The organism is Nostoc sp. NMS4 (assembly GCF_017115095.1).
Classification (GTDB): domain Bacteria; phylum Cyanobacteriota; class Cyanobacteriia; order Cyanobacteriales; family Nostocaceae; genus Nostoc.
This window is the reverse complement of sequence record NZ_JABXKI010000155.1, coordinates 1-23,910: the sequence shown is the minus strand read 5'-3', so window position 1 is coordinate 23,910 and position 23,910 is coordinate 1. Positions and strand designations below refer to the sequence as shown.

General features: G+C 42.0%; 21 protein-coding genes and 1 pseudogene. 13 read left to right on the top strand and 9 right to left on the bottom strand.

Going from position 1 to position 23,910, the window contains the following annotated elements; translation table 11 throughout:
* Nucleotides 1-13: 13 nt before the first annotated feature.
* Nucleotides 14-694 (bottom strand): cation diffusion facilitator family transporter, encoded by a 681-nt coding sequence (locus tag HWQ37_RS12945; protein ID WP_292747832.1) that lies wholly within the window; start codon nt 692-694, stop codon nt 14-16.
* Nucleotides 695-1,596: 902 nt separating this feature from the next.
* Between HWQ37_RS12945 and HWQ37_RS12940 the strand changes: the two genes are divergently transcribed.
* The 9 genes from HWQ37_RS12940 to HWQ37_RS12900 all read left to right on the top strand — a co-directional run bounded on the left by HWQ37_RS12940 (nt 1,597) and on the right by HWQ37_RS12900 (nt 10,010).
* A complete protein-coding gene (locus tag HWQ37_RS12940) occupies nt 1,597-2,091 on the top strand; it encodes a DUF2231 domain-containing protein (RefSeq protein ID WP_292747830.1) in 495 nt (164 codons plus the stop codon).
* Nucleotides 2,088-2,693, top strand: coding sequence for a DUF2231 domain-containing protein (locus HWQ37_RS12935; protein ID WP_292747828.1), 606 nt, complete (start codon nt 2,088-2,090; stop codon nt 2,691-2,693). The genes HWQ37_RS12940 and HWQ37_RS12935 overlap by 4 nt, the downstream gene beginning before the upstream one ends.
* 32 nt (nt 2,694-2,725) lie before the next feature.
* Nucleotides 2,726-3,649: a cytochrome c oxidase subunit II gene (locus HWQ37_RS12930; protein WP_292747826.1), complete on the top strand. Its 924-nt coding sequence runs from the start codon at nt 2,726-2,728 to the stop codon at nt 3,647-3,649.
* Nucleotides 3,639-5,300, top strand: a complete 1,662-nt coding sequence (gene ctaD, locus HWQ37_RS12925; protein ID WP_292747824.1) for a cytochrome c oxidase subunit I — start codon at nt 3,639-3,641, stop codon at nt 5,298-5,300. The genes HWQ37_RS12930 and ctaD overlap by 11 nt, the downstream gene beginning before the upstream one ends.
* 292 nt (nt 5,301-5,592) lie before the next feature.
* The gene (locus HWQ37_RS12920; protein WP_292747822.1) at nt 5,593-6,258 is read left to right on the top strand and encodes a cytochrome c oxidase subunit 3; all 666 of its coding nucleotides are present in this window, start codon (nt 5,593-5,595) and stop codon (nt 6,256-6,258) included.
* A gap of 38 nt (nt 6,259-6,296) precedes the next feature.
* Nucleotides 6,297-6,542, top strand: coding sequence for a hypothetical protein (locus tag HWQ37_RS12915; protein WP_292747820.1), 246 nt, complete (start codon nt 6,297-6,299; stop codon nt 6,540-6,542).
* A gap of 148 nt (nt 6,543-6,690) precedes the next feature.
* On the top strand, nt 6,691-8,055 hold the full coding sequence (locus HWQ37_RS12910; protein WP_292747818.1) for an NAD(P)/FAD-dependent oxidoreductase: 1,365 nt from the start codon (nt 6,691-6,693) through the stop codon (nt 8,053-8,055).
* Between the two features lie 260 nt (nt 8,056-8,315).
* Complete coding sequence (locus HWQ37_RS12905; protein ID WP_292747816.1) at nt 8,316-9,263, top strand: VOC family protein; 948 nt, start codon at nt 8,316-8,318, stop codon at nt 9,261-9,263.
* A gap of 342 nt (nt 9,264-9,605) precedes the next feature.
* Entirely contained in the window at nt 9,606-10,010 is a 405-nt protein-coding gene (locus tag HWQ37_RS12900) for a peptidoglycan-binding domain-containing protein (protein WP_292747814.1), read from the top strand.
* A 151-nt stretch (nt 10,011-10,161) separates the two neighbouring features.
* On the opposite strand, the gene HWQ37_RS12895 is transcribed toward HWQ37_RS12900, so the two are convergent.
* The 4 genes and pseudogenes from HWQ37_RS12895 to HWQ37_RS12880 form a co-directional block, all read right to left on the bottom strand.
* Nucleotides 10,162-10,704 (bottom strand): DoxX family protein, encoded by a 543-nt coding sequence (locus tag HWQ37_RS12895; protein ID WP_292747812.1) that lies wholly within the window; start codon nt 10,702-10,704, stop codon nt 10,162-10,164.
* Nucleotides 10,701-11,606: an SMP-30/gluconolactonase/LRE family protein gene (locus HWQ37_RS12890; protein ID WP_292747810.1), complete on the bottom strand. Its 906-nt coding sequence runs from the start codon at nt 11,604-11,606 to the stop codon at nt 10,701-10,703. The genes HWQ37_RS12895 and HWQ37_RS12890 overlap by 4 nt, the downstream gene beginning before the upstream one ends.
* A 143-nt stretch (nt 11,607-11,749) precedes the next feature.
* Nucleotides 11,750-11,878: pseudogene (locus HWQ37_RS12885) on the bottom strand (hypothetical protein); the annotation flags it as partial.
* Nucleotides 11,879-12,050: 172 nt separating this feature from the next.
* Nucleotides 12,051-12,869 (bottom strand): SDR family oxidoreductase, encoded by an 819-nt coding sequence (locus tag HWQ37_RS12880; protein ID WP_292747808.1) that lies wholly within the window; start codon nt 12,867-12,869, stop codon nt 12,051-12,053.
* A gap of 407 nt (nt 12,870-13,276) precedes the next feature.
* On the opposite strand from HWQ37_RS12880, the gene HWQ37_RS12875 reads away from it, so the two are divergent.
* A complete protein-coding gene (locus HWQ37_RS12875; protein ID WP_292747806.1) occupies nt 13,277-14,779 on the top strand; it encodes a sensor histidine kinase in 1,503 nt (500 codons plus the stop codon).
* A 401-nt stretch (nt 14,780-15,180) separates the two neighbouring features.
* Here the strand turns inward: HWQ37_RS12875 and HWQ37_RS12870 are convergent, their stop codons facing one another.
* Complete coding sequence (locus tag HWQ37_RS12870) at nt 15,181-16,539, bottom strand: sensor histidine kinase (RefSeq protein ID WP_292747804.1); 1,359 nt, start codon at nt 16,537-16,539, stop codon at nt 15,181-15,183.
* Between the two features lie 262 nt (nt 16,540-16,801).
* On the opposite strand from HWQ37_RS12870, the gene HWQ37_RS12865 reads away from it, so the two are divergent.
* On the top strand, nt 16,802-17,551 hold the full coding sequence (locus HWQ37_RS12865) for a Uma2 family endonuclease (protein WP_292747803.1): 750 nt from the start codon (nt 16,802-16,804) through the stop codon (nt 17,549-17,551).
* Between the two features lie 158 nt (nt 17,552-17,709).
* Complete coding sequence (locus HWQ37_RS12860; protein WP_292747801.1) at nt 17,710-18,861, top strand: S-layer homology domain-containing protein; 1,152 nt, start codon at nt 17,710-17,712, stop codon at nt 18,859-18,861.
* Nucleotides 18,862-19,003: 142 nt separating this feature from the next.
* Here the strand turns inward: HWQ37_RS12860 and HWQ37_RS12855 are convergent, their stop codons facing one another.
* Both HWQ37_RS12855 and HWQ37_RS12850 read right to left on the bottom strand, forming a co-directional pair.
* Entirely contained in the window at nt 19,004-20,005 is a 1,002-nt protein-coding gene (locus HWQ37_RS12855; protein WP_292747799.1) for a substrate-binding domain-containing protein, read from the bottom strand.
* A gap of 404 nt (nt 20,006-20,409) precedes the next feature.
* On the bottom strand, nt 20,410-20,847 hold the full coding sequence (locus HWQ37_RS12850; protein ID WP_292747797.1) for a CAAD domain-containing protein: 438 nt from the start codon (nt 20,845-20,847) through the stop codon (nt 20,410-20,412).
* A gap of 1,075 nt (nt 20,848-21,922) precedes the next feature.
* Here HWQ37_RS12850 and HWQ37_RS12845 point away from each other — a divergent pair.
* Entirely contained in the window at nt 21,923-23,647 is a 1,725-nt protein-coding gene (locus tag HWQ37_RS12845; protein WP_292747796.1) for a sensor histidine kinase, read from the top strand.
* A gap of 102 nt (nt 23,648-23,749) precedes the next feature.
* On the opposite strand, the gene HWQ37_RS12840 is transcribed toward HWQ37_RS12845, so the two are convergent.
* The coding region (locus tag HWQ37_RS12840) for a carbonic anhydrase (protein ID WP_292747834.1) at nt 23,750-23,910 on the bottom strand (161 nt) is incomplete at its 5' end.

The window sequence follows — 23,910 nt, the reverse complement described above, 5'->3', positions numbered from 1 at the left end:
ATAGGCATGAAATTTAAATTATTTTAACTTTTACCATAAAAGTAGCGCAAGAGCCACTTTCTCTCGCTAAGACCACTGCTACTATAGCCAAGATTATGCCAATAATAATTGAGGCGATACCGTCAAAATAAACATTATTAAATAGATGTCCTAAAAATATTCCGATTAAAGCGACGAGTAAACCTAAAATTGCAGCAGTATCCTCAAGTAATATGGTTAATACTGTGGGGTCTTTACTGCTTTTGATTGCTTGCCAGAAATTTTGTTTTCCCTTGGTCGGCAAAAACTCTTTTAAAGCTATAATCCAAGAAAAACCCTCTAATAATATTGACATACCTAATACAATATAATTCCACATTGGATTTTCTAAAGGGCTGGGACTAATTAAATGAATGATTCCTTCATAAATTGACATACCGCCGCCAATGCCAAAGATCAGGATAGCAACGATGAAAGTCCAGAAATAAAGTTCTTGACCGTAACCAAAGGGATGGCTCTCATCTGCTGGCTTTTGACTCCTACGAATTCCTAGCAAAAGCACCAGTTGATCGCCAGTATCTACCACCGAATGAATCCCTTCAGATATCATGGCGGAACTGCCAGTAATGGAGGCGGCGATAAATTTTGTAATAGCGATCGCTAAGTTAGCACCCATCGCCGCAAAGATAGTTTTCTTAGATGAATCAGATGCCATGATAATAAATAATGCTTTCAGTACTTTTAAAACTTGTATTCGCTGTCAGTGTCTGAAATATTTGCAAGACTGGGCGTAGTAATGCTTTGAGTATTGAAATTTTAAAATTAAGTTTAAAATTAAGAAATTATTGATTCAAAAAACAAAACTCTTTACTATCTTAAGGATTTTTAGTATTTTTCCAATCTATCTAGAGAAAGATAAATAGCATATTTTTTACGGAATGATATTTCAATTATTTGTCATTTATGTGACAATACTATGTTGTTTGTCAAATTGTAATTTTAAAGCTCAGATCAATTTTAAGAAAGATTTATGGTATATTCAAAGCAGCTTGGATTATTGATTAAAGTATTTCTATGATTAATCAATCATTAAGATGTAAAGTAAATTTTAGCTAAACTCTAAGAGGGTGTTTGAAAAATTGTTGACTGTGATTTTGATGGAATTATCACCCCCTTAATCCCCCCGATGCATTGGGGGGAAACAAGAAAATCCGGTTCCCTCCCCTTTATAAGGGGAGGGTTAGGGTGGGGTAAAAATATTTGATACATCAATCATGAATTTTCAAACATTCTCTAATCTGGATGAGATGCTTGAGAAGATTAGGTCTAAATTAGAAATAACGATTTTTTTAGTTTTTGTAAATGCCAATTGACATATAATATCAATCACCAACGTAGTTTTTTTAGTAAAGTTTGACATTAGTGAAAATTCTAAGTATGGAATTTTTTATTTCAAAAATTTACTTTAAAGATTTCAGTGCATGGGAAATTTTCAATATTTTTTAATTGGTTGAAATATGGCGTTAGCACAGTATTCTGGAAAATATGAATAGTGCGTTAGGCGGATGGCAATTCCATGCAACGCATCTACATATTTGACCCACGAAGGAGAAAGCAATGCTGGCTCTGTCTCTGAATAACCAAAATTTACCATATCCTGACCCTTTACACCCGATCGTTGTCCATTTTGTAATTGCGATGGTGCTTTTTGCTTTCGTGTGCGATGTGCTGGGCTATTTTACCCGCAACGTGCGGTTATTTGAGGTGAGTTTCTGGAATATGTTTGTGGCTTCAGCAGCTATCTTTATAGCGGTGATTCTTGGTCAATTTGAAGCAGGTTTGGCGAACATTTACCCAGCAGTCCAAGCAACACTGAATTTTCATACGGTGATGGGTTGGTCATTGGCGGCTATTGTCGTTGGGATTACAGCTTGGCGTTTCGTGATTCGCAACAGCACCCCACGGAAAGTATCACCTGCTTACTTGGGTGCAGCAACATTTTTAGTCTGTTTAGTGTGCTTGCAAGTCTATCTAGGGAGTAAGCTAGTTTGGGTGTATGGGTTACACATTGAGCCAGTTGTGCAAGCGATGAAACAAGGAGTTTCGCCATGAACTGGCAACTCATTGAACAGTTGAGATTGAGACTGAATGCAAACGGATTACCTTACGAGATTCCGATACATCCGCAACTAGTCCATCTAACATTGGGTTTATTCATTCTTGCCATTATTTTTGATATTGCCGGAGTGCTTTTTGCTTTAGAAAAACCAATCTTTAAATTTTTAGGTCTAGCTACCCTCCGTTCTGGTTTTTTTGATGTCGGTTGGTATAACCTCATCGGAGCCGCTTTTATCAGCTTTTTCACCGTTGCAGCTGGCTTTTTCGAGTTATTGCTAGCAAATCCACCAGTCGATCAAAAGAGCGCTTGGGGGTTAACTGCTGGTTGGACAATGCTTTTGCATGGTTTAGGTGGCGTTTTGCTGTTAGGAGCGATCGCAGCCATGACACTATGGAGAGGTTTGCAACGCTATCGCTGGCGCAAGGATGCTTCTAGACAGGTGCAGTGGAGTTACTTGTTAGCAGGTATGGCAATAATGGCAATATTATACGCGCATGGAACTTTGGGGGCGCAATTGGGAGAACAGTTTGGAATTCATGTTACGGCTGCGAAGTTACTCCAAGAAGGTAAAAATCCAAATTTACTACTCAAATAATCAAGCGGGAAACAATCTTTTGAATTGTTAATATGTTTAGCATTTTTGAATATGTATTAATAGGATTTTATGTCGCAGTGCTGATGATTGTCAGTCGGTGGATTGGACAGCAAGCCTTTTATTGGATGCCTCCCCAAGCGACAGCAGAAGCACAAAGGGTAGATGATTTATTTAGCTTTTTAGTCTCAATTGGAGCATTTATTTTGCTGGGGTTGATTGGTGTGATGGTGTATGCGATCGCCTTTCATCGCGCCCCCCCAGAAGACTACACTGAGGGACACCCTTCTAGAGGAAATGGGAAATTAGAAATATTGTGGACAGCGGCCCCGACTCTGTTAGTAATATGGATTGCCTTTCAAAGCTTCAATATTTATCAGCAATTAAATATTCTCGGTTTAGACCAAATTGTGCATTTACACGCGCCCCTAGAATCTGCACCCGCCTACGCCGCAACCGTCAGCGATGCCCCCAAACCGGCATCTGAAACAATTGATGTTTTTGTTAGGCAGTGGGATTGGTCTTTCCACTATCCAAATAATCTTACGAGTAAGGAATTACACTTGCCGCTCAATCGCAGCACTCGCTTAAAGATGCAAGCAGAGAAAGTAATCCACGGTTTCTACGTTCCTGAGTTTCGCTTAAAGCAAGATATTATTCCAGGGCGGAACATTGACATTGTGATTACCCCGATTCGTCAAGGTAAATATCGACTGAAAGATTCTCAATTTAGTGGTGCTTACTTTGCCTTGATGGAAGCAGATGTATACGTTGAATCCCTTGATAAATATAATCAATGGCTCGCGCAAACAGTCACTAGCGATCGCACTTCCACTAAAAATCAGGCAGTTGCCGAAAATATCCAACCACCAAAGACATTATTTAAAAGCGGTTGGTACACCGTCACACCCGCACAACCTGCCGTAGCGAATCAAAGGAAGATCGATAATGACACATGATTTGAGTCAAGTTATAGACAACAATAGGGAACCTGAAAATAACTGGCGGGAATATTTCAGCTTCAGTACTGACCATAAGGTAATCGGTGTTCAGTACATGGTGATGACCTTCATTTTCTTTCTTCTCGGCGGACTATTGGCAATGATCATCCGGGCTGAATTGCTTACCCCCGAATCAAATTTAGTCGATCGTCCCCTCTACAACGGTTTATTCACCATGCACGGGACAATCATGATTTTCCTGTGGATTATTCCCTTTAATGCAGGTCTGGCTAACTACCTAGTGCCATTGATGATTGGAGCGCGGGATATGTCTTTTCCCTTGCTCAACGCCATCTCTTTTTGGATTTTACCACCAGCCGGTCTTCTCCTACTATCTAGCTTCTTGCTACCTAATGGGACTGCCCAAGCAGGTTGGTGGTCTTATCCACCAGTTAGTCTGCAAGTTCCAGCCGGTCAGTTGATTAACGGTCAATTTATTTGGATCGTCAGCCTAGTACTAATCGGCATCTCTTCAATTATGGGGGCTGTCAACTTTGTCACCACTATTTTTTGGATGCGATCGCCAGGGATGACATTTTTCCGAATGCCCATCTTTGTCTGGTCAGTTTTTAGCGCCCAAATGTTGCAGCTAATTAATTTGCCTTCCTTGACGGCTGCATTGATACTGCTGTTACTTGACCTTTCCTTCGGTACACAATTTTTTAAACCTGAAGGAAGTGGCGATCCGATTATTTACCAACATTTATTCTGGTTCTACTCTCACCCCGCAGTGTATATCATGGCGCTACCAGCCTTCGGTATTATTGCGGAAGTTCTGCCAGCCTTTGCGCGCAATCCCCTGTTTGGTTATCGGTCAGTGGCGATCGCTACTTTAGGTATTGCTGTGATTAGCATCTTCGTTTGGGTACATCACATGTTCACCAGTGCAACCCCCGACTGGATGCGGATGACCTTCATGGCCACCTCGATGTTAGTTGCCATACCCACAGGTGTTAAGGCATTTGCTTGGACTGCCACAATCTGGAGGAGCAAATTGCACCTAGAGACACCAATGCTATTTGCGATGGGAGGTGCAGCCATGTTTATTTTTGGCGGTGTCACAGGTGTAATGCTTGCCGCCACGCCATTTGATATCCACGTTAATAATACTTACTTTGTAGTCGGTCACTTCCACTACATCGTTTTTAATACTATTACAATGGCAATCTTTGCCGGAATTTACTTCTGGTTTCCCAAAATAACTGGAAGAATGTACGCCGAAGGTTGGGGTAAACTACATTTTTGGTTGACCTTTATTCCTGCCAATATTACTTTTTTCTCCATGCACCCATTAGGTTTACAAGGGATGCTGCGGCGAGTTTCCTCCTACGATCCCCAGTATCAGGGTTGGAACGTCATCGCTAGCCTGGGATCGTTCTTGCTGGGAGTATCGACGCTGCCATTTATTGCTAATATTGTCGGTTCTTGGCTATATGGAGCAAAGGCAGTTGATAATCCTTGGCACGCTACAGGATTGGAATGGACAACTTCTTCACCACCTCCGCGAGATAACTTTAAAGAGATTCCTGTTGTCAATAGACCTCCTTACGACTATGGCGATCCAAAATATTCATTTGTGGAAAATTCTGATAATGGTGAGTCTGACTAGGGAATAGTACTGTGTACACACAAGTCGAATTACCCCCCTTAATCCCCCCGATATATTGGCTACCGTGTATACACAAGTCGAATTACCCCCCTTAATCCCCCCTTATAAAGGGGGGAAACCGGAAAATCTAGTTCCCTCCCCAATGCATCGGGGAGGGTTAGGGTGGGGTAAAACCCTGGTTAATCAGCTATTTCAGACTTGTGTATACACGGTAGTTTATAAGGGGAGGGTTAGGGAGGGGTAAAACCTTGGTTAATTAGCAACCTAACCATATTGCCTAATGCCCAAAATCATGCAACATCGCAGAATCCATTTAGATGAAAGTCCGATCCGTTTTGATCAGTGGCGGCGACGCTTACCGAATTGGTTACAGCGCTTTTTGCCGAGTGGTGGCGGAAGTCATGAAGATCATCATGGCAAAGGAATGTTCGGGTTTACTGTATTTCTGTTGTCAGAAAGCATCATTTTTTTGAGTTTTATCTTTACTGATGTTGCTCTGCGACTGAATACTACTAACTGGCTACCACCCGGTATTTCTGGCCCAGAATTGTCTACACTCGTGATTATTAATACGGTAGTATTACTTTCTAGTAGCTTTGTTATTCAAATAGCAGAAAATGCCCTCAAGCGCAATCAGCTATGGAAATTTCGCTGGCTATGGCTAATCACGATCGCAATGGGAACTTACTTCTTAATTGGTCTATTAATTGAGTGGAAAAATCTCGATTTTAAGATTACTACAGGATTAGTTGGTTCCACATTCTATTTGCTAACAGGTTTCCACGGGTTACACGTTCTGGCTGGTGTTGTGCTTCAGATAATTATGCTGATTCGCTCATTCATTCCAGGCAATTATAATAAAACTCACTTCGGGACAAGTGCGACTACTCTATTTTGGCACTTTGTTGATGTAATTTGGGTCTTCCTTTTCTCACTTCTCTACCTTTGGAAAGCATAAAAGTTTTCAATTCACCAATAATTTTCAGGAGTAACTTTATGAATTTATTCATCCAAGAACTACCAGCATCAGAACTCGCGCCAAAAGCAATTCAAGAAACTCCCGCACCAGGTAAAGATCCACTCATTGCCCGGAATTTACAAAAAGAGCAATATATTGGCATTATCGGATTAGCGATCGCTCTAATCACTGCTGTCGGATTTTTTAGTCGCAGAGTTGAATACGCTATTGGTTTCGCTTTGTTTCTCAGCGTCTTTTTAATTGCGTTATTTTTATTCATATAGCGAATTTGTCATTTGTCATTTGTCATTAGTATTTTCGTAAAAGTCTTAATTTTAGACTTTTTCTTCTTTGCACCTCTGCGCGATCCAAAAAATCTGGATTTAAATGCGTAACATCCTAGAAAATTCCTGAGACTTGGGAGAATATTTCATGAACAGCCCAGTTTACCAAACTGTGATTGTCGGTGGTGGCTTCACCGGCTTATTTACAGCCTTAAATCTAGCTCACGAACATTATCCTCGCTCTGTTATTTTGATCGATCGAAATGAAGGCTTTTGCTTTAAGCCGTTACTCTACGAATATTTCAGTGGCGAGATGGATGCTTTTCAAGTAGTACCGCGTTTTGTGGAATTACTTAAAGGCAGTGGTGTTATTTTTGTTCAAGATACAGTAGAATCGATAGACTTACATGAACAACAAGTCAAATTAGCTTCAGGAAATTCATATAACTACAGTAACTTAGTATTAGCTTTGGGTAGTGTTACTAGTTATCATCATCTTGAAGGTGCTAAAGAATACGCTTTCCCTTTTTGGACAGAAGCAGATGCGATCGCTCTCGATCGGCATTTAGGCGAATGTTTGCAAAAAGCAATCAAAACAGAAGATGCAGAACAACGTCGTCAACTGCTAACAATAGTTGTAGTCGGTGGTGGTGCAAGTGGTGTAGAAATGGCAGCAACTTTAGCTGATTTACTTCCACATTGGTATACTGCTATGGGAGGAAATTCTAGTGAAATCCGTGTGGTATTGCTCAATCACGGTAAAGAAATCCTCAACGGTGATATTAACGCTCCTCTGCGCCAAACTGCTGAGAAAGAATTACAAAAACGCACGATCCCAATTGAAATTATTACGGGTGCAGAAGCGACTACTATTCACGCCAACGCCATTGAGTATAAGCGCAATCAGCAAATTGAGACATTGCCAACACATACCACAATTTGGACAGCCGGTACTTCGATTCATCCACTAATTAAAGATTTACCGATTTCCTCAGAACATCGAGATCGTAGCGATCGCCTTTTAGTTACTCCCACAATGCAACTACTCGACTTTCCAGAAGTCTTTGCAGGTGGCGATTGTACAGTAGTTCAGGATAAACCGTTCTCGCCAACCGCCCAAGTTGCTCTTCAGCAAGGAGCCACTATTGCTCGAAATTTGAAAGCATTAGCCCTGGGCGAAGACCTCAAACCAGTAAAGGTAAATATACGCGGAACTCTCTTAAAATTGGGGTTAAATGATGCTGCTGCTAACCTTTTCAATGTTTTTGAAGTTGCAGGTGAATCAGGGCATTTAATCCGTCAAGGCACTTATTTAACGCTATTACCAACTCCAATTCATGATTTCAAAGCCACTACTGAATGGCTGGATGAAGAGATTTTTCATCATCATCTTGATCCTAATAATGTGGGCAAAAAAGTTGTTCAAGCAGTGGAAGTGGTTGGTGCAGGAGTTATGGGCGTTTTAGCTGCACGAAAATTATTGAAAATGTTGGGTTCGGAGGATAAAAAATGAAGTCGGAAGTCGGAAGTTGCAAGTCGCAAGTATTAAATTAAGCCAGACACTCCGGGGTGGGGTTTTTACCTACCAACAGAATACAAGGACTGTGTACTAGTAATTAGTAATCTGTCAAGCTTAAATTGATGGGTAAAGAAGTTCGTATTAAGCACTTTAGTCATTATTTTTAAGCACTAAAGTGCTTACTACAAACTCTTCATTACTAGCTTGACAGTCCACTCACTAGAGATTGGCAAAGGTAAAGGGGGCTTTAATTGATGAATACACCTATTCATAGCAATGTACAGGTGCAAAGAATTCGAGCTATTGAATTAACAGTCAAAAACTGCGATCGCTCTTTAAATTTCTATCAACAATCGCTGGATTTTAAATTAGTTTCCGATATTACTGTTGAAGGACACAATTACAGCGATCTAGAATATGTGCCTGGGGCAAAAGTTCGCATTGTTACCTTACAACTAGGAGACGAATTTATCGAATTGATAGAGTATCTCAACATTCCGGGTAAACCAATTCCTAGCGATTCACAAAGTAATGACCTATGGTTTCAACATCTGGCGATTGTAGTCAATGATATGGATCGCGCTTATGCTCACTTGCGTTCATTTCCCATTGAACCAATTTCAGATGCTCCTCAAACAATACTATCTGATAATGAAGTATCTGGTGGTGTCCGCGCTTTTAAGTTTAAAGACCCTGATGATCATGATTTAGAGTTAATTTGGTTTCCGGCTGATAAAGGTAAAGATAAATGGCATCAAAACAGTCATAGCTTATTTTTGGGAATCGATCATAGTGCGATCGCAGTTTCTAACACTGAGCAAAGTCTACACTTTTACTGCGACCTTTTGGGAATGCAAATTGCTAGCCACAGCCTTAACTGGCGTACAACTCAAACTCACTTGGATAACTTACCAGGAGCCAAAGTGAGAATTACAGCCCTGCAATCAGTTCAAAATGGTGTCGGAATTGAACTATTAGACTACATTTTGCCTGGAAAAGGCCGTTCTATCCCAAGTGACTGGAAAAGTTACGATATTGCGAGTGTGCAAATTAAATTTGTTGTCAATGATATTGAGCCGCTAATAGATAAGCTACGGCAGAATCAAGTACCGATTATAGATAGCTCATTTTCTGACAAGCAAGGTTATTTAATAAAAGATCCTGACGGACATACAATTTTGCTCATTCGAGAAGGAGATTAGTCAAATTCTCTGGAAGAAGAATTCAAAAGTCAGAATTCAGGAGTTAGGTGGTGACTTCGACTACGCTCAGTGACCAACTGATTCCTGAATTCTGTTTGATAAATTAAGAGCGCAATTTCGTGCGACATAAATTTTAATACATTTAGTCATGCTTTTGTCACAATTTTGCAATATCTTTGTCAAGACAACGTGTGATGCTATAGCTCTGGCTTCGGGAATAGTCTCAGACTAAACCCACACACCAGAATTTACAGGGGAGAATCACTTAAGGCACAGTCCCTTATGAAGATGACTCTTCAAATAGAAATTGCAAAATCTCATACAGTTTGAAGGAACAAGAAGATGAATTGGAAAATACTTGCTTTGCTCCCTGCTTTGACTCTAGCTACTGCTGTGCCGGCTTACTCTTTAACTAATAATAAAACCCACACTACTGCTACCCACATTGCCCAAGCTACTCCGCAAGGCAACACCATCAAAAAGCCTAATGCTGCACCAAAGATTAATGCCAAGCGCAAGTCTAATAATGTGGCAAGACGTAGTACTGGTAGTGTATTGACAGTAGGCAGCAGGGGAGAGACTGTGAAAACTGTTCAGAATTCTTTAAAGCAACAAGGATTCTATACAGGAAGTGTAAATGGTGTATTTGATAATAAGACTCGTGCTGCTGCGATCAAATTTCAGAAGTCTAAAGGATTAAGAGCAGACGGAATAATTGGACGCAGGACTTTAGCTGCTCTTAAATAAAATGGTTGACTACAGCAGATTTCAAGGAAAGTGAGTTACAGAAGCTAAGTCTCAAAACCAGGTATAAAGCGTGTTTTACTCCTGTTAGCGTAGCGGGGCGTAGCCCATTCTGAATTCTGAATCCTGAATTCTGCTGTAAATAATGTATGTTTCAGCGTCCAAAAATTAAAGCATCAACTGAATAAGCACCAGGGCCTAAAACTGCGATCGCAATCAGCATAACGCAATACATAAACGCTTTTTCCCAACTTGGCGGTTCACCTTTTCCTAAAGAGCCCTGATACTGTTCTTCAGGGATTAAGTATGGATCTTGGGCTACAAAGGGCTTGCTCCCAGAAATGTCTAAATAGATCGCAAAAATCATTGAGGAGAGAATCGGTAAGGTTGCCAAAAGTGTGAGGAATCCAATCATGAGAAAAATTCCGCCACCTAACATAGATGCAGCCGATACAAAGCAAAGAAATACAGGTGTTTTTAGTGAATCAGCCCACTGTTTAAGATGCGTTATCTTGGGATAGCCGTGTAGTATAAATAACCAACCAAGACTAACTCTTAATAGTAAAAGTGCCAATCCTGGAAATCCGTCAGGGTATACAAAAGAGAGTGAACTTAACAAGTGTGGACTTAGTTGGGGGAAATTAAATTCAGCTAGAAAAAAGGCGATCGCTAAAGCCAGCCCAAATTGATAAATCATAATTGTACACCACGGGTATTAAGGTCGATAGCATATAAAGAATGACCGGCTGTGATAAATAGGCGATCGTGTTTCTTACCGCCAAAAGTCAGATTAGTGCTTGTCTCTGGGATGAAAATTTTTCCTAGCTTAGTCCCATCTGGGGCGTATATCTGCACACTGTCTTCAGAACTAGTAAAAATATTCCCGTGTTCGTCAACCCGAAATCCATCCGGTTGTCCTGGCTCAATGACTGCAAATACACGCCCATTTTTTACATAGCGATTATCTACAACATCGTAGACGCGAATATGATGAGGCCCGCCAGGAATATTAAACGCGGCTGTATCTGAAACATACAGTAAACTTTCGTCTGGACTGAAAGCCAGCCCATTTGGGCGCACCATATCCGTTACTACAGGATAAATCTCACCTTTTACCGGATCGAAGCGGTAGACGTAACTTCCAGGTTGTTCCTGTTCGCCGCCGTAACCTTGGTTTGGCTCGGTGATCCCATAAGGCGGATCGGTAAACCAAATCGTGTTGTCACTTTTGACTAGCAAATCATTTGGACTATTTAGGCGTTTACCTTGGTAGCGATCGACTAAAGTCTTCCATTCACCATCGTCTTCGCGTCGAATAATAGCACGCAAGCCGGAGGAACAAGCAACCAGACGACCTTCTAAGTCGCGGTAATTACCACTTTGATAATCAGATGGGTTTCGGATGACACTCACATTATTGCTAGAATTCCAGTGCAACAGGCGGTTGCCGTGAGCGTCACTCCAGACAACGCTATCATCTTCATGGAAGTAAACAGGGCCTTCGCTTTGGACTGCACCGGTTGCCAGCTTTTGCAGTGAAGCACCTGGGCGTACTAAGGTAGAAATGCGATCGTCAGAAATTTCAATGGCTTCAAGCATAGGAATCTCCTATTATTTAACTTGGTTACTCGTGAGAAATGGCAGGTTCAAGTTAATATCAATTTGAAAAAAATTTTGACTTTTGACTTCCGCCTTGCGGTACTAGATCCAAAATTCTCAAGGTGTCCAAAGAGGAACATCTAAGCCCAAACAGCTAAGTTATTTGTGCCATAAGGGTTATAGCCATTAATCAACTGTGCGGAGTTGGACCAAAGGTAGTCTCGGAATAAGCCCATGAGATAGGTAGAAGACTCGTTAAATTGGGCTACATTTGGGCTTAATTTTTGTCTAAGTCCCGTTAATGCAGGGGCTTGAATCTAAAATTTTAGATTTTGGATTTTAGATTTATGCCATGAATAAATTCAGGGGCTTGAAACTTTTTTAAATTTTGGATTTTGGATTAAAAATTCAAAATTTAAAATGGTTACTCCTGCCTCCTGAATATTAATGCGAGGAAAAAAGAGTTTCCCAGTCGATTACAGGTGGTCTTTCTGCCTGGTTGACGATTTCAAAAATTTTCCTAGAACTACTTGGCTGAAGAAGGCATTCCACACAAGCGCTTGCTACGTCAATACGGCTGGCATCACCTGAAAGTGTATCTCCAGTGCCTAGTACCACACCGTATTTACCACCTGTTTTTGCCTTCAGGAGGGTGTTGAGGTCGTATGAAGTGTAAGGCCCGTCAATGAGTCGTCCTGGGCGGATAATGGTGTAGGGTAATCCTGAATTAATGATGGACTCCTCTCCCTTCTGTTTGGCATCCAACACGCCAAAAGCATTAAGAATACTAAAAGGAAACTGATTTTTACGGAGAATTCCGCAGGAAGAGACGAAAACGAACCTCTGCAAATTTCGGGGTGCTGCTGCTACTAGGTTGCTGACACCTTGGGCATCGATTTTTTCTGGACTATTCTTTGCTTTTGCTTGACTAGATTGGGGATTAAGGAAAGTGATTCCCCATTCAATCAAGTTCGGGGTTTGGTCAAACTCCCATCGCTTAGAGGGGAAGGCAGTGGTTCCGGTACAATTTATGATGTGGGTGACACCTGATGTGGCGGCTGGCAGTGTAGCTGGCTGGCGGATGTCACCTACGGCAATTTCGACTCTCTGGTTAAACATCTCTTCAGCTTTTGCGGCATTGCGTGTCAGCACACGAACTTTCCAGCCCTTCTCTAGCAGCTTACCTACCACTAGTTGCCCAACTCCACCAGTCGCACCAGCAACTAGTACCAAATTTTCAACTGACGTTTGAAAAGAAGTCATAAAGTGCCTTTGAGATATTCTATTGCTAATCTACTCAAAAAAAGGCGATCGCCATCATTCTGGCAGATGTAGTTACGGAAGATATCGGTACGCGATTTTAGATTGCGATCGCAATGTTTGTAATTACAATCCTAATTAATTCGAGTAGCGGAACCATCGCTAAAAGTCAGCCCAAGTATTTTTCAGCCCATAACTGCGTAGGCATAGCCCGCACTTCTCTGCGAGACGCTCCGCGAACGACTTGGCTCAGTGAACATCGTAGACATCGCACTTAGAGGGGAAATTGCCCCTGAATTGTTCGGTTCTACCACTGTCAACAGTACACAAATAACTATAACGTCTTAAATAGTAGTGAAATGTCTACCCTAGACGCTGTTAGTCGCTCTTGAATTAAGGGGTGAAAGCCTGTGTACAAATGGATATTGCCAAGCCTGAGCGAAATCTTAGCCCAAAATCAATCAAGTGTGGCTGAATGTTCACCTGCGAAAGCAGAGCAGCAGTGGCGCGTCAGTCTCGCAGCGACAGAACATTTGCTATTAAACACTTTAGCAGCTCCTTCACCTGACACAAACCAAGGATTGGTTTTAGCTGCACCAGCACCCTTATTTAGTCAGCCAAAACTAACTCAAAGTTTACAAACAGTAACTTTTACGGCGAAACCATTTAACCCCTTGGCGCTGATGCCATTTCAGATGCCAGGTGCAATGCCTGTGGCGGGCTACGCCAACGCGTCTGTCAATGAAGAGATTGCTCCCCACGAATCTGTACTTCCTTTACTACCTGCCGATCCACTGGGGAATGAACAGTTTTGCTTGGTTTTTACAGATAAATTTAGATTAGTACTAGTTTTAGCAACCCACAAAAACGGTAAAAAAACCTTTTCATTTTCTTTTGAGCCAGAGGTAGTGCAGCAAGCTTGGCGATCGCTAGGGGCAAGGGTGATGCTGGCTAATCCAGACTTGTTTGCCCGCTTGGACGCATTAGTAGAACAGTATTCTCCCGTAGCACCAGACTACCGAATGATTATTCAGTTTAGCCAGTTGTTACTTCAGGAATTAACAGAGCCAGAAGAGAATAGAGACTGTTTACTAGCGACTGGGGAAGAAGCAGGAGAGCAGGGGAACAGAGGAGTAGGGGAGCAAGGAAGAAGAGTTTTCCCCAATGCCCAATGCCCAAATCCCGATGTAGAATTGCTCCAAGCCTTCGCTCACGAAGTCCGCACACCTTTAACAACTATTCGCACCATGACTCGTCTGCTGTTGAAGCGGCAAGACTTAGATGTTAGTGCGATCAACCGCTTAAAAATTATCGATCACGAGTGTACCGAGCAAATCGATCGCATGGAGTTGCTGTTTAAAGCCGCAGAACTGGAAACTACTGCTTCTGCAAAATCGCCAAAAACCCAACTCACGCCGATGTCTTTAGATCAAGTGTTGCAGCAAAGCATTCCTCGTTGGGAACAAGCAGCGCATCGGCGGAATTTAACTTTAAATGTTGTTTTACCCCAGCAACTACCGACAGTGGTAAGCAATCCTACCATGCTGGATCAGGTTCTTACTGGTTTGATAGAAAATTTTACTCGCAGCTTACCCTCTGGTAGCCATATTCAAGTACAAGTTATTCCAGCAGGAGATCAACTGAAGTTACAATTGTCGCCGCAATTCCGGTGCAAAGATTCAAATAAAGCTGCCACACCTGCAACACCACCAATTCGTAAAGCTCTAGGTCAACTGCTGATGTTCCAACCAGAAACAGGTACGATTAGTTTGAATATCGCTGCAACCAAGCATTTGTTTCAGGCGATCGGTGGCAAACTGATTGTGCGCCAGCGTCCACACTACGGCGAAGTTTTAACGATTTTTCTGCCTTTAGAAGTTAGCAATAAGCAAAAACCGGCAGTTACGAATTAGCTTAAGTAGGTCGGCAGATTAAAACCAAGCTATGTAAAGAAAGATAAACGAGGTTAAAACCCTATTTCCTCCTGCCTTATCTCAACGACAAATATTTACGCCTACCTACTTAGGAATAAGAATCAAATAACAGACAATTTATGTTCCTGGCTTACCTCACCCTCAATCCCTCTCCTTATAAAGGCTACGGTGTACACACAAGTCAAATTACCCCCCTTAATCCCCCCGATGCATTGGGGGGAAGCCGGAAATCTAGCAATGCATCGGGGAGGGTTAGGGTGGGGTAAAACCCTGGTTAATCAGCTATTTCAGACTTGTGTATACACCTTAGCCTTATAAAGGAGAGGGAAGCTAGAGACAGTATGAAGTTTTGCATTTTATTTAATCCATATTCCTTAGCATTACACCAGAGGTAACAATATTTCAAATTTTGTACCTATACCCATCTGTGAATGAAAATTTAATTTACCGCCATGTCTCACAGTGATAATTCGATAACTTACTGCTAAACTTGTATTTTTGCCATTCTTTGTTTCAAGAGAAAAAGACTCCATAATTTGCTGTTGTAATTCTTCAGACATTCCAGAGCCATTGTCAGCAATGCGAATTAAAACCCAGCGAGAATCTGGTGCATCTGGGTTACTTGCTTCTTGTGATATAACTTCTGTGGTAATCTCAATTCTGGGTTTTTGAACAGTCTTTGTCTCTTCTAAATGTAACTGCTGTCTCACTGCTTCATTGAGTAAAGTATCTACAACTTCGCTAAAAATATTCATCAAAACTTGGTTTAGCTGTCCCATAAAGCAATACACTGGGGGCAATTGACCGTAGTATTTGACGATTTCAATTTCTCCTTGAAGACGGCTATTAATCAATAAAATAATACTATCTATACAGGCGTGTAAATCTACTGGTTTAGGAAAAAGTTCATCAATATGACAGAAGTTTTGCAAGCTAGTAACGAGTTTTTTTAATCTTTCTGCTCCCGTGCGAATACTAGCAAGCGATCGCGACAAATCTTGTTCTAAAAAATCAAATTCAATTTCTTCTTTAATCTGATTAATTGCTTGAGAAACTGCTGGTAACTCTCGATCGTAAGCCGCTATGAGTTTGAGTAAATCTTGACTGTAGTTTGAAACATAAATTATGTTACCCCAAATAAAACCCACTGGGTCTAAAATTTCGTGGGCTACGCCGTCTACCAAACGACCCAAATTTGCCATTTTATCATTTTGAATCATTTGGGCTTGACTGCGTTCATAACGGATCAGATTATCGATTCCTCGAATTTGCCAAGAAATAATATTTAATTCTTGGACATCTAACAATTTATAAGCACCAGATTCTGTTTGGACGACAATTGGTTCTGCTAATAATTCTGGCGATCGCTTTAAGCTAAGTTGCATCGCAGTTAAAATTGATGTTGTCTCAGCAACTAGCAAAATCGGTGTCCGCGCATAGCTATAGAGAACAGCTAAGGGTTGCTGAACAAATAACTCTTGTCCAAATGGACGAATCAAAAATTCTAGTAGTCGTCGCCGCGAAATCATCCCAATGAACTGTCCCTGTTCTACCAAAATTACTCCTGGTAAAAGAGGGTATTTTTCCAAAAAACTAGCCACTTCCATACCGGTGTGGTTGATTTCCACGGAGAAATTGTACATTGGTAGTTCTTGAAGAGTTGAATCTAAATCAAGATCGCGATCGCTACCAAGAGACAAAAATGGCGGTGAGATTTGGTAACTGAATTCTTCTGGCACTAGACACCCTGATTTTTTCAAACACAGGTAAAGAATAAGTTAATATTTTACATTCTGCCATCCTCAAAATCCGGTTTTACTTTACGTATCTAATAAAACTATTGGTCTGTCAAGGTGAAAATCTTTACTTAGGCGACTGGAAGTAATTGGCATGCGATTTATAATCTGGGTGGAGAATATTGAGAAAGCGATGTCTACGACGGGCTACGCCTACGCAAGCTAAACTAATAAATAACCTTACGAAGAGTGCAAAGGTAGCGTTATGACCTCTGTAACCAATCCACCCAACGCTCTGACTCCTTTTCCCTTCCCCGATCATACTCAACTCCCTGAGTCCGATGGTACGTTCGTGTTCGCGGAGCGTGCCGGAGGCAAAAATTGGCAAGAGCATCCCCAAAGCATCCTCCTAACTGACTCTATTACACCCATCCTCAAGCAATTAAATCCTGAAGATGAATACTGTATAGGGCAAGACTTAGGCATTTACTGGCGCTTGACCGATCCCCTTGAAAAAGGCGCAGAAGCACCAGATTGGTTTTATGTCCCGAATGTACCATTTTTGATCAATGGACAAACCCGACGTTCTTATGTGATGTGGCGAGAATTTATTGCCCCGTTGATTGTCTTAGAATTTGTCTCTGGGGACGGTAGTGAAGAACGAGATAAAACTCCTTTGAAGGGTAAATTTTGGATTTATGAGCAAGTCATTCGTCCTCCCTTCTATGGCATTTATGAAGCGAGTAAAGCCAGCCTAGAACTTTATCATCTGATTGAAAGACAGTATCAGGTTTTACCACCAAATGAACGAGGACATTATCCTATAGTTGCTTTGGGTGTTGAATTAGGTTTATGGCAAGGAGTTTATCAGAATGTGGAATTACCCTGGCTGCGTTGGTGGGATTTACAAGGTAATTTGTTGTTAAGTGGCGATGAAAGAGCCGAACAGGAATCCCAAAGAGCCGATCGCCTAGCTGCCCAATTGCGATCGCTCGGCGTTGAACCAGAAGCCTAATATTGTACTATAAATTACGAATCACGAATTACGAATTACGAATTACGAATTACGAATTACGAATTACGAATTACGAATTAAAAAAGGGCTGGTGTAAAACAGTCATCTGTGGCTTAATTTGTTTAGACACAAATTTTACTGCTACCAGGGTAATCACGATGACAAATAGACCTCCTTCCGAACCGGAGTCATCTCAAAAAACTGCCCTTGGCTTTGATGAATTTATAGCCATTCTGGTTGCCTTCGCCACTATCGGAGCGATTCTTTTTTGGTCATTGTCCCGCAGGGATTCTAGTTGGAACTTAAACGGGCTGCTATTGCCTTCCTCCACTCCATCTCCTAGTGTTCAACCAAATCCAGTATTGCCCTCTGCTACTGCCAAGGTAAAACCTTATGCAGTCCCCGACAACGTTTTGCCCTCTTCTCCACCGGAAGCTGTTGTTGAACCCACGACACGTTCATTCCCAACTAACAGCGCAACTCCTTACCGCGCAGTATTACCATCTATCCTGGTAGTCCCAACTCAATCGCCGCAAGCACAAGCACCTGTATCCTCTCCAACAGAACTTGAGTCATCACTTAAATCATCAGCGTTGCCTTTAGTAACTCCGGCAAAACCAAAATCAATCATTCCACCGCCAATTGCATTTAATGATGTGCCAGATAACTTTTGGAGTCGGCGTTTTATAGACGTTCTTTCTGCCCGTGGGATTCTCAAAGGGTTTCCTGATTATTCATTTAGACCAAATCAGCCTGTAAACCGCGCCGAATTTGCTGCCATACTAGAAAAAGCCTTTGACCAAGAACCATCTAAGACTGCGATCGCATTTCAAGATGTACCAACAAAATTCTGGGCAAGTCCAGCAATTGACCAAGCTATCAGTGCCGGATTTCTCAAAGGCTACCCGAAAAAAACCTTCAAACCACAACAAAATATTTCGCGTGTGCAAGTTTTAGTTGCCCTTGTCAGTGGATTGAATTTGAAAGCACCTACTTCCCCAAATCAGATTATCAGTGTCTATAAAGATGCTAAAGACATTCCACCTTATGCTATTAGCAAAATTGCGGCTGCTACAACCAATGGTCTAGTAGTTAACTATCCAAACCCCCAAATCCTCGATCCCAACAAAGTAGCTAGTCGGGCAGAAGTGGCAGCGATGATTCATCAAGCTTTAGTAAAACGGGGCAAATTGGAGGCAATTACATCTGCTAATATAGTGCGCTCCCCTAAAATATCTCCAGAACTTTCACAAACTCCAAAACCAAACCCAAAGGCTAAATTGCCCACCAGAGGTTCGTCTCAACAATAATTAGGGCTTGCTGAAAAAGAAAAAGAAGCTCACAGTAAAATGAGCAGTGATACCGAAAGTGGTATTGAGCCGAGATACAAGTAAGTGCGATTCGTTCTGGAGAAACCCAATACCATATACGCGAACGATTTCAAAAAGCGCCTTACGTTGTGAGTAACTCCGGCACGAAGATGTCCTCGCACTTCAGTTGCCGCTGCGAGAGACCTTGTTCAAAGTGATAGCGCAAGAATGTGTCGATCGCCTTGCGATTCGCTTCGACCCCGTAAGGCCACCAATCGTCCGGGAACAGGAGGCGGTTTTCGTCGAACAATTTACTAAACCAGGGAATCATAACGGCCATGTGTTGCTTTAGCGCGCCTTTGCGATATTGCTCCATCGCAACTTCCTTTGAGTCGCAAAAGCCTCGGTAGATGGACTGCGCGAAACCTGAATGTTGCGCGAGAAGCTCTTTACGAATTACGACAACATGCATGATCGGGAAAATGTTGGTGTGTTGGTAGTACGTGCGTTCGACTGGCTCGTAGTCGGGGAACAGTCGCGCCACCTGCGGTGAACGGTTTAGCACGCACTGCGGAACGTCTACCGAGATGAGCGCGTCGATCTCTCCCGCTTCGAGCATCGGACCCAACGCTTTGCCTTCCGGCGCGTGCGTCACCTCAACGTTCGCCGGATGCAGTTGCGGGATGAAATCGAATGGCGGAATGGGATGATCAGTGCCGCCGACGATCCATCGGCACTGATCCGGTGTCACGCCGTACTCGTCCGACAGAATGCCCTTCGGCCACACTCCCGCATCGTGGCCGTATAGAGCGAACTCGCCGATGGTCTTACCTGCAAGGTCTTGCGGCGTTTTGATGCCACTCGATGTGTTGATGAAGATCGCCGAATGTCGGAAATTGCGATTCGGGAACACCGGAAGCGCGATGAACGGCGGATCATCTAGGTCGAGGGTGCGGAGATAGTAGGTCAACCCCAGTTCCGAAACGTCAAACGCGCGTTGCCGCACCATGCGCTCGAAAATTTCCGAGACGATGTGGGCACCCTCGAAGGTGGCATCAACGCCGTCGATCTTTACGGTGCCATCGAACAACGCACGCGTGTGGTCGTAGTTGTAGCAGCCAATTTTAAGTGCGAGATTGCTCATTGCTCTCGTTCCTTCAGAATGCGTTACTTCATTTGGCATCTCGGTGCAATGCCAGGTTCACACCCGACAATTATTAGTTTCCAACTAATCCGACTTAACGCAGTCGGCACAAGCCAAGCATCCAGTTGATACGCATTATTCTACACCAAGCCCTAATTACTAATTCGTAATTAAACCAGGATCGGAGTCAGCAACCTCTAGGGTGAATAGCATTATGTGTGCAGTCTTGATATTACAAATTGTTAAAAAATCTCTTCAGGAATTTTGAGAGAAGTCTGAATGCCAGAGTCGGCGTTCAGACTTCAGTGATTGGCAATTAGAACGTACTTCTTACAGGAGCAAGCTATGCGTAGCGTCTGTCTGCGACACGCTGTTCGCGTTCGTAGAGAAGCGATAATTAGATATTAAGCTTCTGGAATGTGTTTACCGACAACTTGTGATTTAAGAGTGGTGATTTCACTAGTTAACTCTTTCCTAGTTGAGGCTTTGAGTAAATAGCGGTAAACAAACCAGGCAGAGTAACCAATACCGATCAACTCAAAAGTAGGCGCTACCAAGGGGATATCATTCAAAGCATCTAATATTGCCAAGAGTACCTTAACTCCAACAATTGACCCTACAATTAAACCAACTGTCACCAGGGGTTGCTTATATTGATTAAAGAAGCTTCCCAGATATTCTGGTAATGTTGCTAAAAAAGTAGAAACTTGCTCCCCGTATTTTAGCCATTCGTCTTGAGACTGTGCGGGAGGCTGGAGTTTGGTAATGGTTCCTGTTTGGCTGTTGATCTCTGCCACTGTAGTCTCTTTAGATGCGGTTTCGGTAAATTCTTGTTCTGGCATTTTCACTCCTATTAATTTGACAGTTGAGTTTTTCTAATCTGGATAATTACAACCAAAAGGTTATTGATTAGGTAATGCACTTGTGCATCAGTACAATTTGGTAAAAGGCACAAAAAGATTTGAGTGTCCTATAACCATAGTTGCCTCGTACTATCTACTGCATCTAACTACAAGGTAGACAGTCAGTAGGAGGATAGAACTCAGAAGGCAGCAGGATGTATTATAATCAACTTCCTGAGTTCTATATTTTGGAATCAACTGGAATCATCAGGTTGTGATTATCCCATTTCGTGTGATTTGCTAATAATCGTACTAAATCTAAGTACAAATCATGCAAAAATCAGTCCACCTCTCATTTATATAAGCTTAGAAGTCGATTTTAGCCGATATTAAAGCTATCTTAAGCCGCGTTCGTCAATTAACGCATTCGTATTGATATTAATACGTAATAAGAATTTTTGTGTGTTCACATAGACTAGACTTTTAATCTATTTTATGGTATTTGGGATTGGGGGGATGAGGGAGCAGGGAGTAGGGAGCAGGGAGATGAGGGGACAAGGGAGACAAGGGAGACAAGGGAGACAAAGAGATAAATAAAACTCCTAACCCTTGTACAGACAAAGATTTTTCGCGTCTCTACTTTTAACTCCTAACTCCTAACTCCTAACGCCCAATAATCGTCAAACCTTTTGTTTTTTCCTGATTGTATTAATTTTATAAGGAAGCAGTAAGGTAGAGTAGTGGCGTAGGCGATCGCAAGAACTCATTACTTGCTATCAACTGCATATTTAGAAAAGTAGTGTACTAAGGAGAAGAAGCTCTCAAGCAGGTTTTTAGTGCAGGAAACTATATCGTTGCTGATGAAAAAGGTAAATTTAGTTACAAGTAGTAATTATACTTAAAAAACTTGTTGCAAAAATAACTTATAAAATGTAAGGCTATGCTAATTATCTAGTAAGCAATGATTTGCTCTGGCGATAAAAGAAGATAATGTAGATGTTAATGAATAATTAAGGTATTTTCACAAGCTAGACTAATTTGATTATTTTTGCGGGAAGGCAAGGAGGTTTGAGAAATGCCAACTCAAAAGCCAACCCCTACCTACAGCAGTTCAGAAAGCAAAAAAGTGTCAGCCGAAGAGTCATCGACAGACGAACTCCCAACCATAGAATTTCCTTCACGAGGGAAACTCAAAGCTAGTTCTTGGCGTATCCATCAAAAAATTGGCTATGGGTATTTTGTAGCGATCGGAATTGGCTTTTTTGGCTCACTGACTGGGTTAGTGATTGCTAATTACTACCGGGGAAGGGAAGTTAGACAGTTTAATCAAGCTTATGAACAAGGGCAACTACTGAGTAATTATAAAGATGCAGTAGTAGGGGCGCAATTACATAGTTCTAATTTAGTTGCTGTATTAGAAAATTCACAACAACTGCAAAGCAAAAAAGCTGATTTTCTGAAGAATGTTGAAAAAGCCAAGCAACTAGAGTCAAAAATTGGCGGATTTATCGACAGTAAACCTAAAAGACTAGCAGCAACAAGTTCGACTTTACAGACGTTATTGCTGGATTATAAGACTAATTTAAAAGCTTACGTTGACCAAATCGAGGTCGTCTTACAGAAAATTGACTCCCAAAAAGTGCAGCCTCAGAAGATTGCCTCTGCCCGATCGCAATTATTAACAATTATGCGTGGTGAAACAGCCATGCGGCTAGATCAGCTTTCTCAAAGCTTGACTAACATCTTGCAAACTGCTGAAGATCAAGAGCAAGAAAGGCAAAAAGCCGTTGAGCAAGCGAGAATAGTTGAGCGATTTATCGTGATCGCTAGTATGCTGGTTTCGGTAGCGATCGCAGCGATCGTAGCTTGGCGTACCAGTCGAGCGATCGCAGAACCAGTTATCACTGTAACCCAAGTAGCTGAACAAGTTGCCAGGAAACATAATTTCGACTTGCGAGCGCCCGTCACCACCGATGATGAAATTGGCCTACTCGCCAAATCTCTAAATCGTCTGATTGAGCGAGTATCTCAGCGAACCAAAGAACTACAACAAGCAAAAGAATTAGCCGAAGCTGCTAGCAAGGCAAAAAGCATATTTTTAGCCAATGTCAGCCACGAATTACGCACACCATTAAATGCTGTCATTGGCTTAAGCCAACTACTAGAAGACGACGCTACCGATCTTGGTTTATCGGCAGACTTTATCACAGACTTAGAAACAATTAACGCTGCTGGTAAACATCTACTACACCTAATTAACGAAATCCTCGACTTGTCAAAAATTGAAGCGGGGAAAATGACCCTCTATCCAGAGACATTCGAGATTGCAACGCTGATTCATAACGTTGTTCTCACAGTCAAACCAGCTATAGAAAAAAATGCCAATATTTTAGAAGTGGATTTTGATCAGCAACTTGGCACTATGTACGCCGATCAAACTAGAATGCGGCAGGTGTTATTAAACTTACTCAGTAACGCCAGTAAATTTACGACAAACGGCAAAGTGACGCTAACAGTTAACACAGAAAAGGATGAATTTCGACCGGAGGCTCCTTTGGGTAGCATTATTTTTACCGTTACCGACACAGGTATTGGTATGTCTAACCGTCAACAGCAGCAGTTATTTCAACCTTTTACCCAAGGTGATACCTCAACTACGAAAAAGTATGGAGGTACGGGACTAGGGTTAGCAATTAGCCGTCACTTTTGCCAAATGATGGGTGGTGAAATCATTGTCAAAAGTCAGCCAGGAATTGGCTCTACTTTCACCATTCGTCTGCCAATGACTGTACAGGATTGAATTGGGGATTGGGGACTTGTACTGAGCGTACCCCTTCCCTACGGGACGCTATGCGAACGTAGAGAGCGTCATTTTGAATTGATTGCTCCCTCATCCCCTAAATTAAGTAATAATACTAACCCTACCTGTATCTAAATCGTAACGACCCCCGACAATTTTCAATTTACCCGATTCCACCCGCTTAGTTAATAGCTTTGAGTGCTTCAATCGTTCAATTTGATATTGCACATTTGCCACCACAGCATTTTCAACCGCATCACCCG

Excerpts from the sequence above, each read along its gene's own strand:
- HWQ37_RS12945 (WP_292747832.1), bottom strand. The coding sequence starts at position 694 with ATGGCATCTGATTCATCTAAGAAAACTATCTTTGCGGCGATGGGTGCT.
- HWQ37_RS12940 (WP_292747830.1), top strand. The coding sequence starts at position 1,597 with ATGCTGGCTCTGTCTCTGAATAACCAAAATTTACCATATCCTGACCCT.
- HWQ37_RS12935 (WP_292747828.1), top strand. The coding sequence starts at position 2,088 with ATGAACTGGCAACTCATTGAACAGTTGAGATTGAGACTGAATGCAAAC.
- HWQ37_RS12930 (WP_292747826.1), top strand. The coding sequence starts at position 2,726 with ATGTTTAGCATTTTTGAATATGTATTAATAGGATTTTATGTCGCAGTG.
- ctaD (WP_292747824.1), top strand. The coding sequence starts at position 3,639 with ATGACACATGATTTGAGTCAAGTTATAGACAACAATAGGGAACCTGAA.
- HWQ37_RS12920 (WP_292747822.1), top strand. The coding sequence starts at position 5,593 with ATGCAACATCGCAGAATCCATTTAGATGAAAGTCCGATCCGTTTTGAT.
- HWQ37_RS12915 (WP_292747820.1), top strand. The coding sequence starts at position 6,297 with ATGAATTTATTCATCCAAGAACTACCAGCATCAGAACTCGCGCCAAAA.
- HWQ37_RS12910 (WP_292747818.1), top strand. The coding sequence starts at position 6,691 with ATGAACAGCCCAGTTTACCAAACTGTGATTGTCGGTGGTGGCTTCACC.
- HWQ37_RS12905 (WP_292747816.1), top strand. The coding sequence starts at position 8,316 with ATGAATACACCTATTCATAGCAATGTACAGGTGCAAAGAATTCGAGCT.
- HWQ37_RS12900 (WP_292747814.1), top strand. The coding sequence starts at position 9,606 with ATGAATTGGAAAATACTTGCTTTGCTCCCTGCTTTGACTCTAGCTACT.
- HWQ37_RS12895 (WP_292747812.1), bottom strand. The coding sequence starts at position 10,704 with ATGATTTATCAATTTGGGCTGGCTTTAGCGATCGCCTTTTTTCTAGCT.
- HWQ37_RS12890 (WP_292747810.1), bottom strand. The coding sequence starts at position 11,606 with ATGCTTGAAGCCATTGAAATTTCTGACGATCGCATTTCTACCTTAGTA.
- HWQ37_RS12880 (WP_292747808.1), bottom strand. The coding sequence starts at position 12,869 with ATGACTTCTTTTCAAACGTCAGTTGAAAATTTGGTACTAGTTGCTGGT.
- HWQ37_RS12865 (WP_292747803.1), top strand. The coding sequence starts at position 16,802 with ATGACCTCTGTAACCAATCCACCCAACGCTCTGACTCCTTTTCCCTTC.
- HWQ37_RS12860 (WP_292747801.1), top strand. The coding sequence starts at position 17,710 with ATGACAAATAGACCTCCTTCCGAACCGGAGTCATCTCAAAAAACTGCC.
- HWQ37_RS12855 (WP_292747799.1), bottom strand. The coding sequence starts at position 20,005 with ATGAGCAATCTCGCACTTAAAATTGGCTGCTACAACTACGACCACACG.
- HWQ37_RS12850 (WP_292747797.1), bottom strand. The coding sequence starts at position 20,847 with ATGCCAGAACAAGAATTTACCGAAACCGCATCTAAAGAGACTACAGTG.
- HWQ37_RS12845 (WP_292747796.1), top strand. The coding sequence starts at position 21,923 with ATGCCAACTCAAAAGCCAACCCCTACCTACAGCAGTTCAGAAAGCAAA.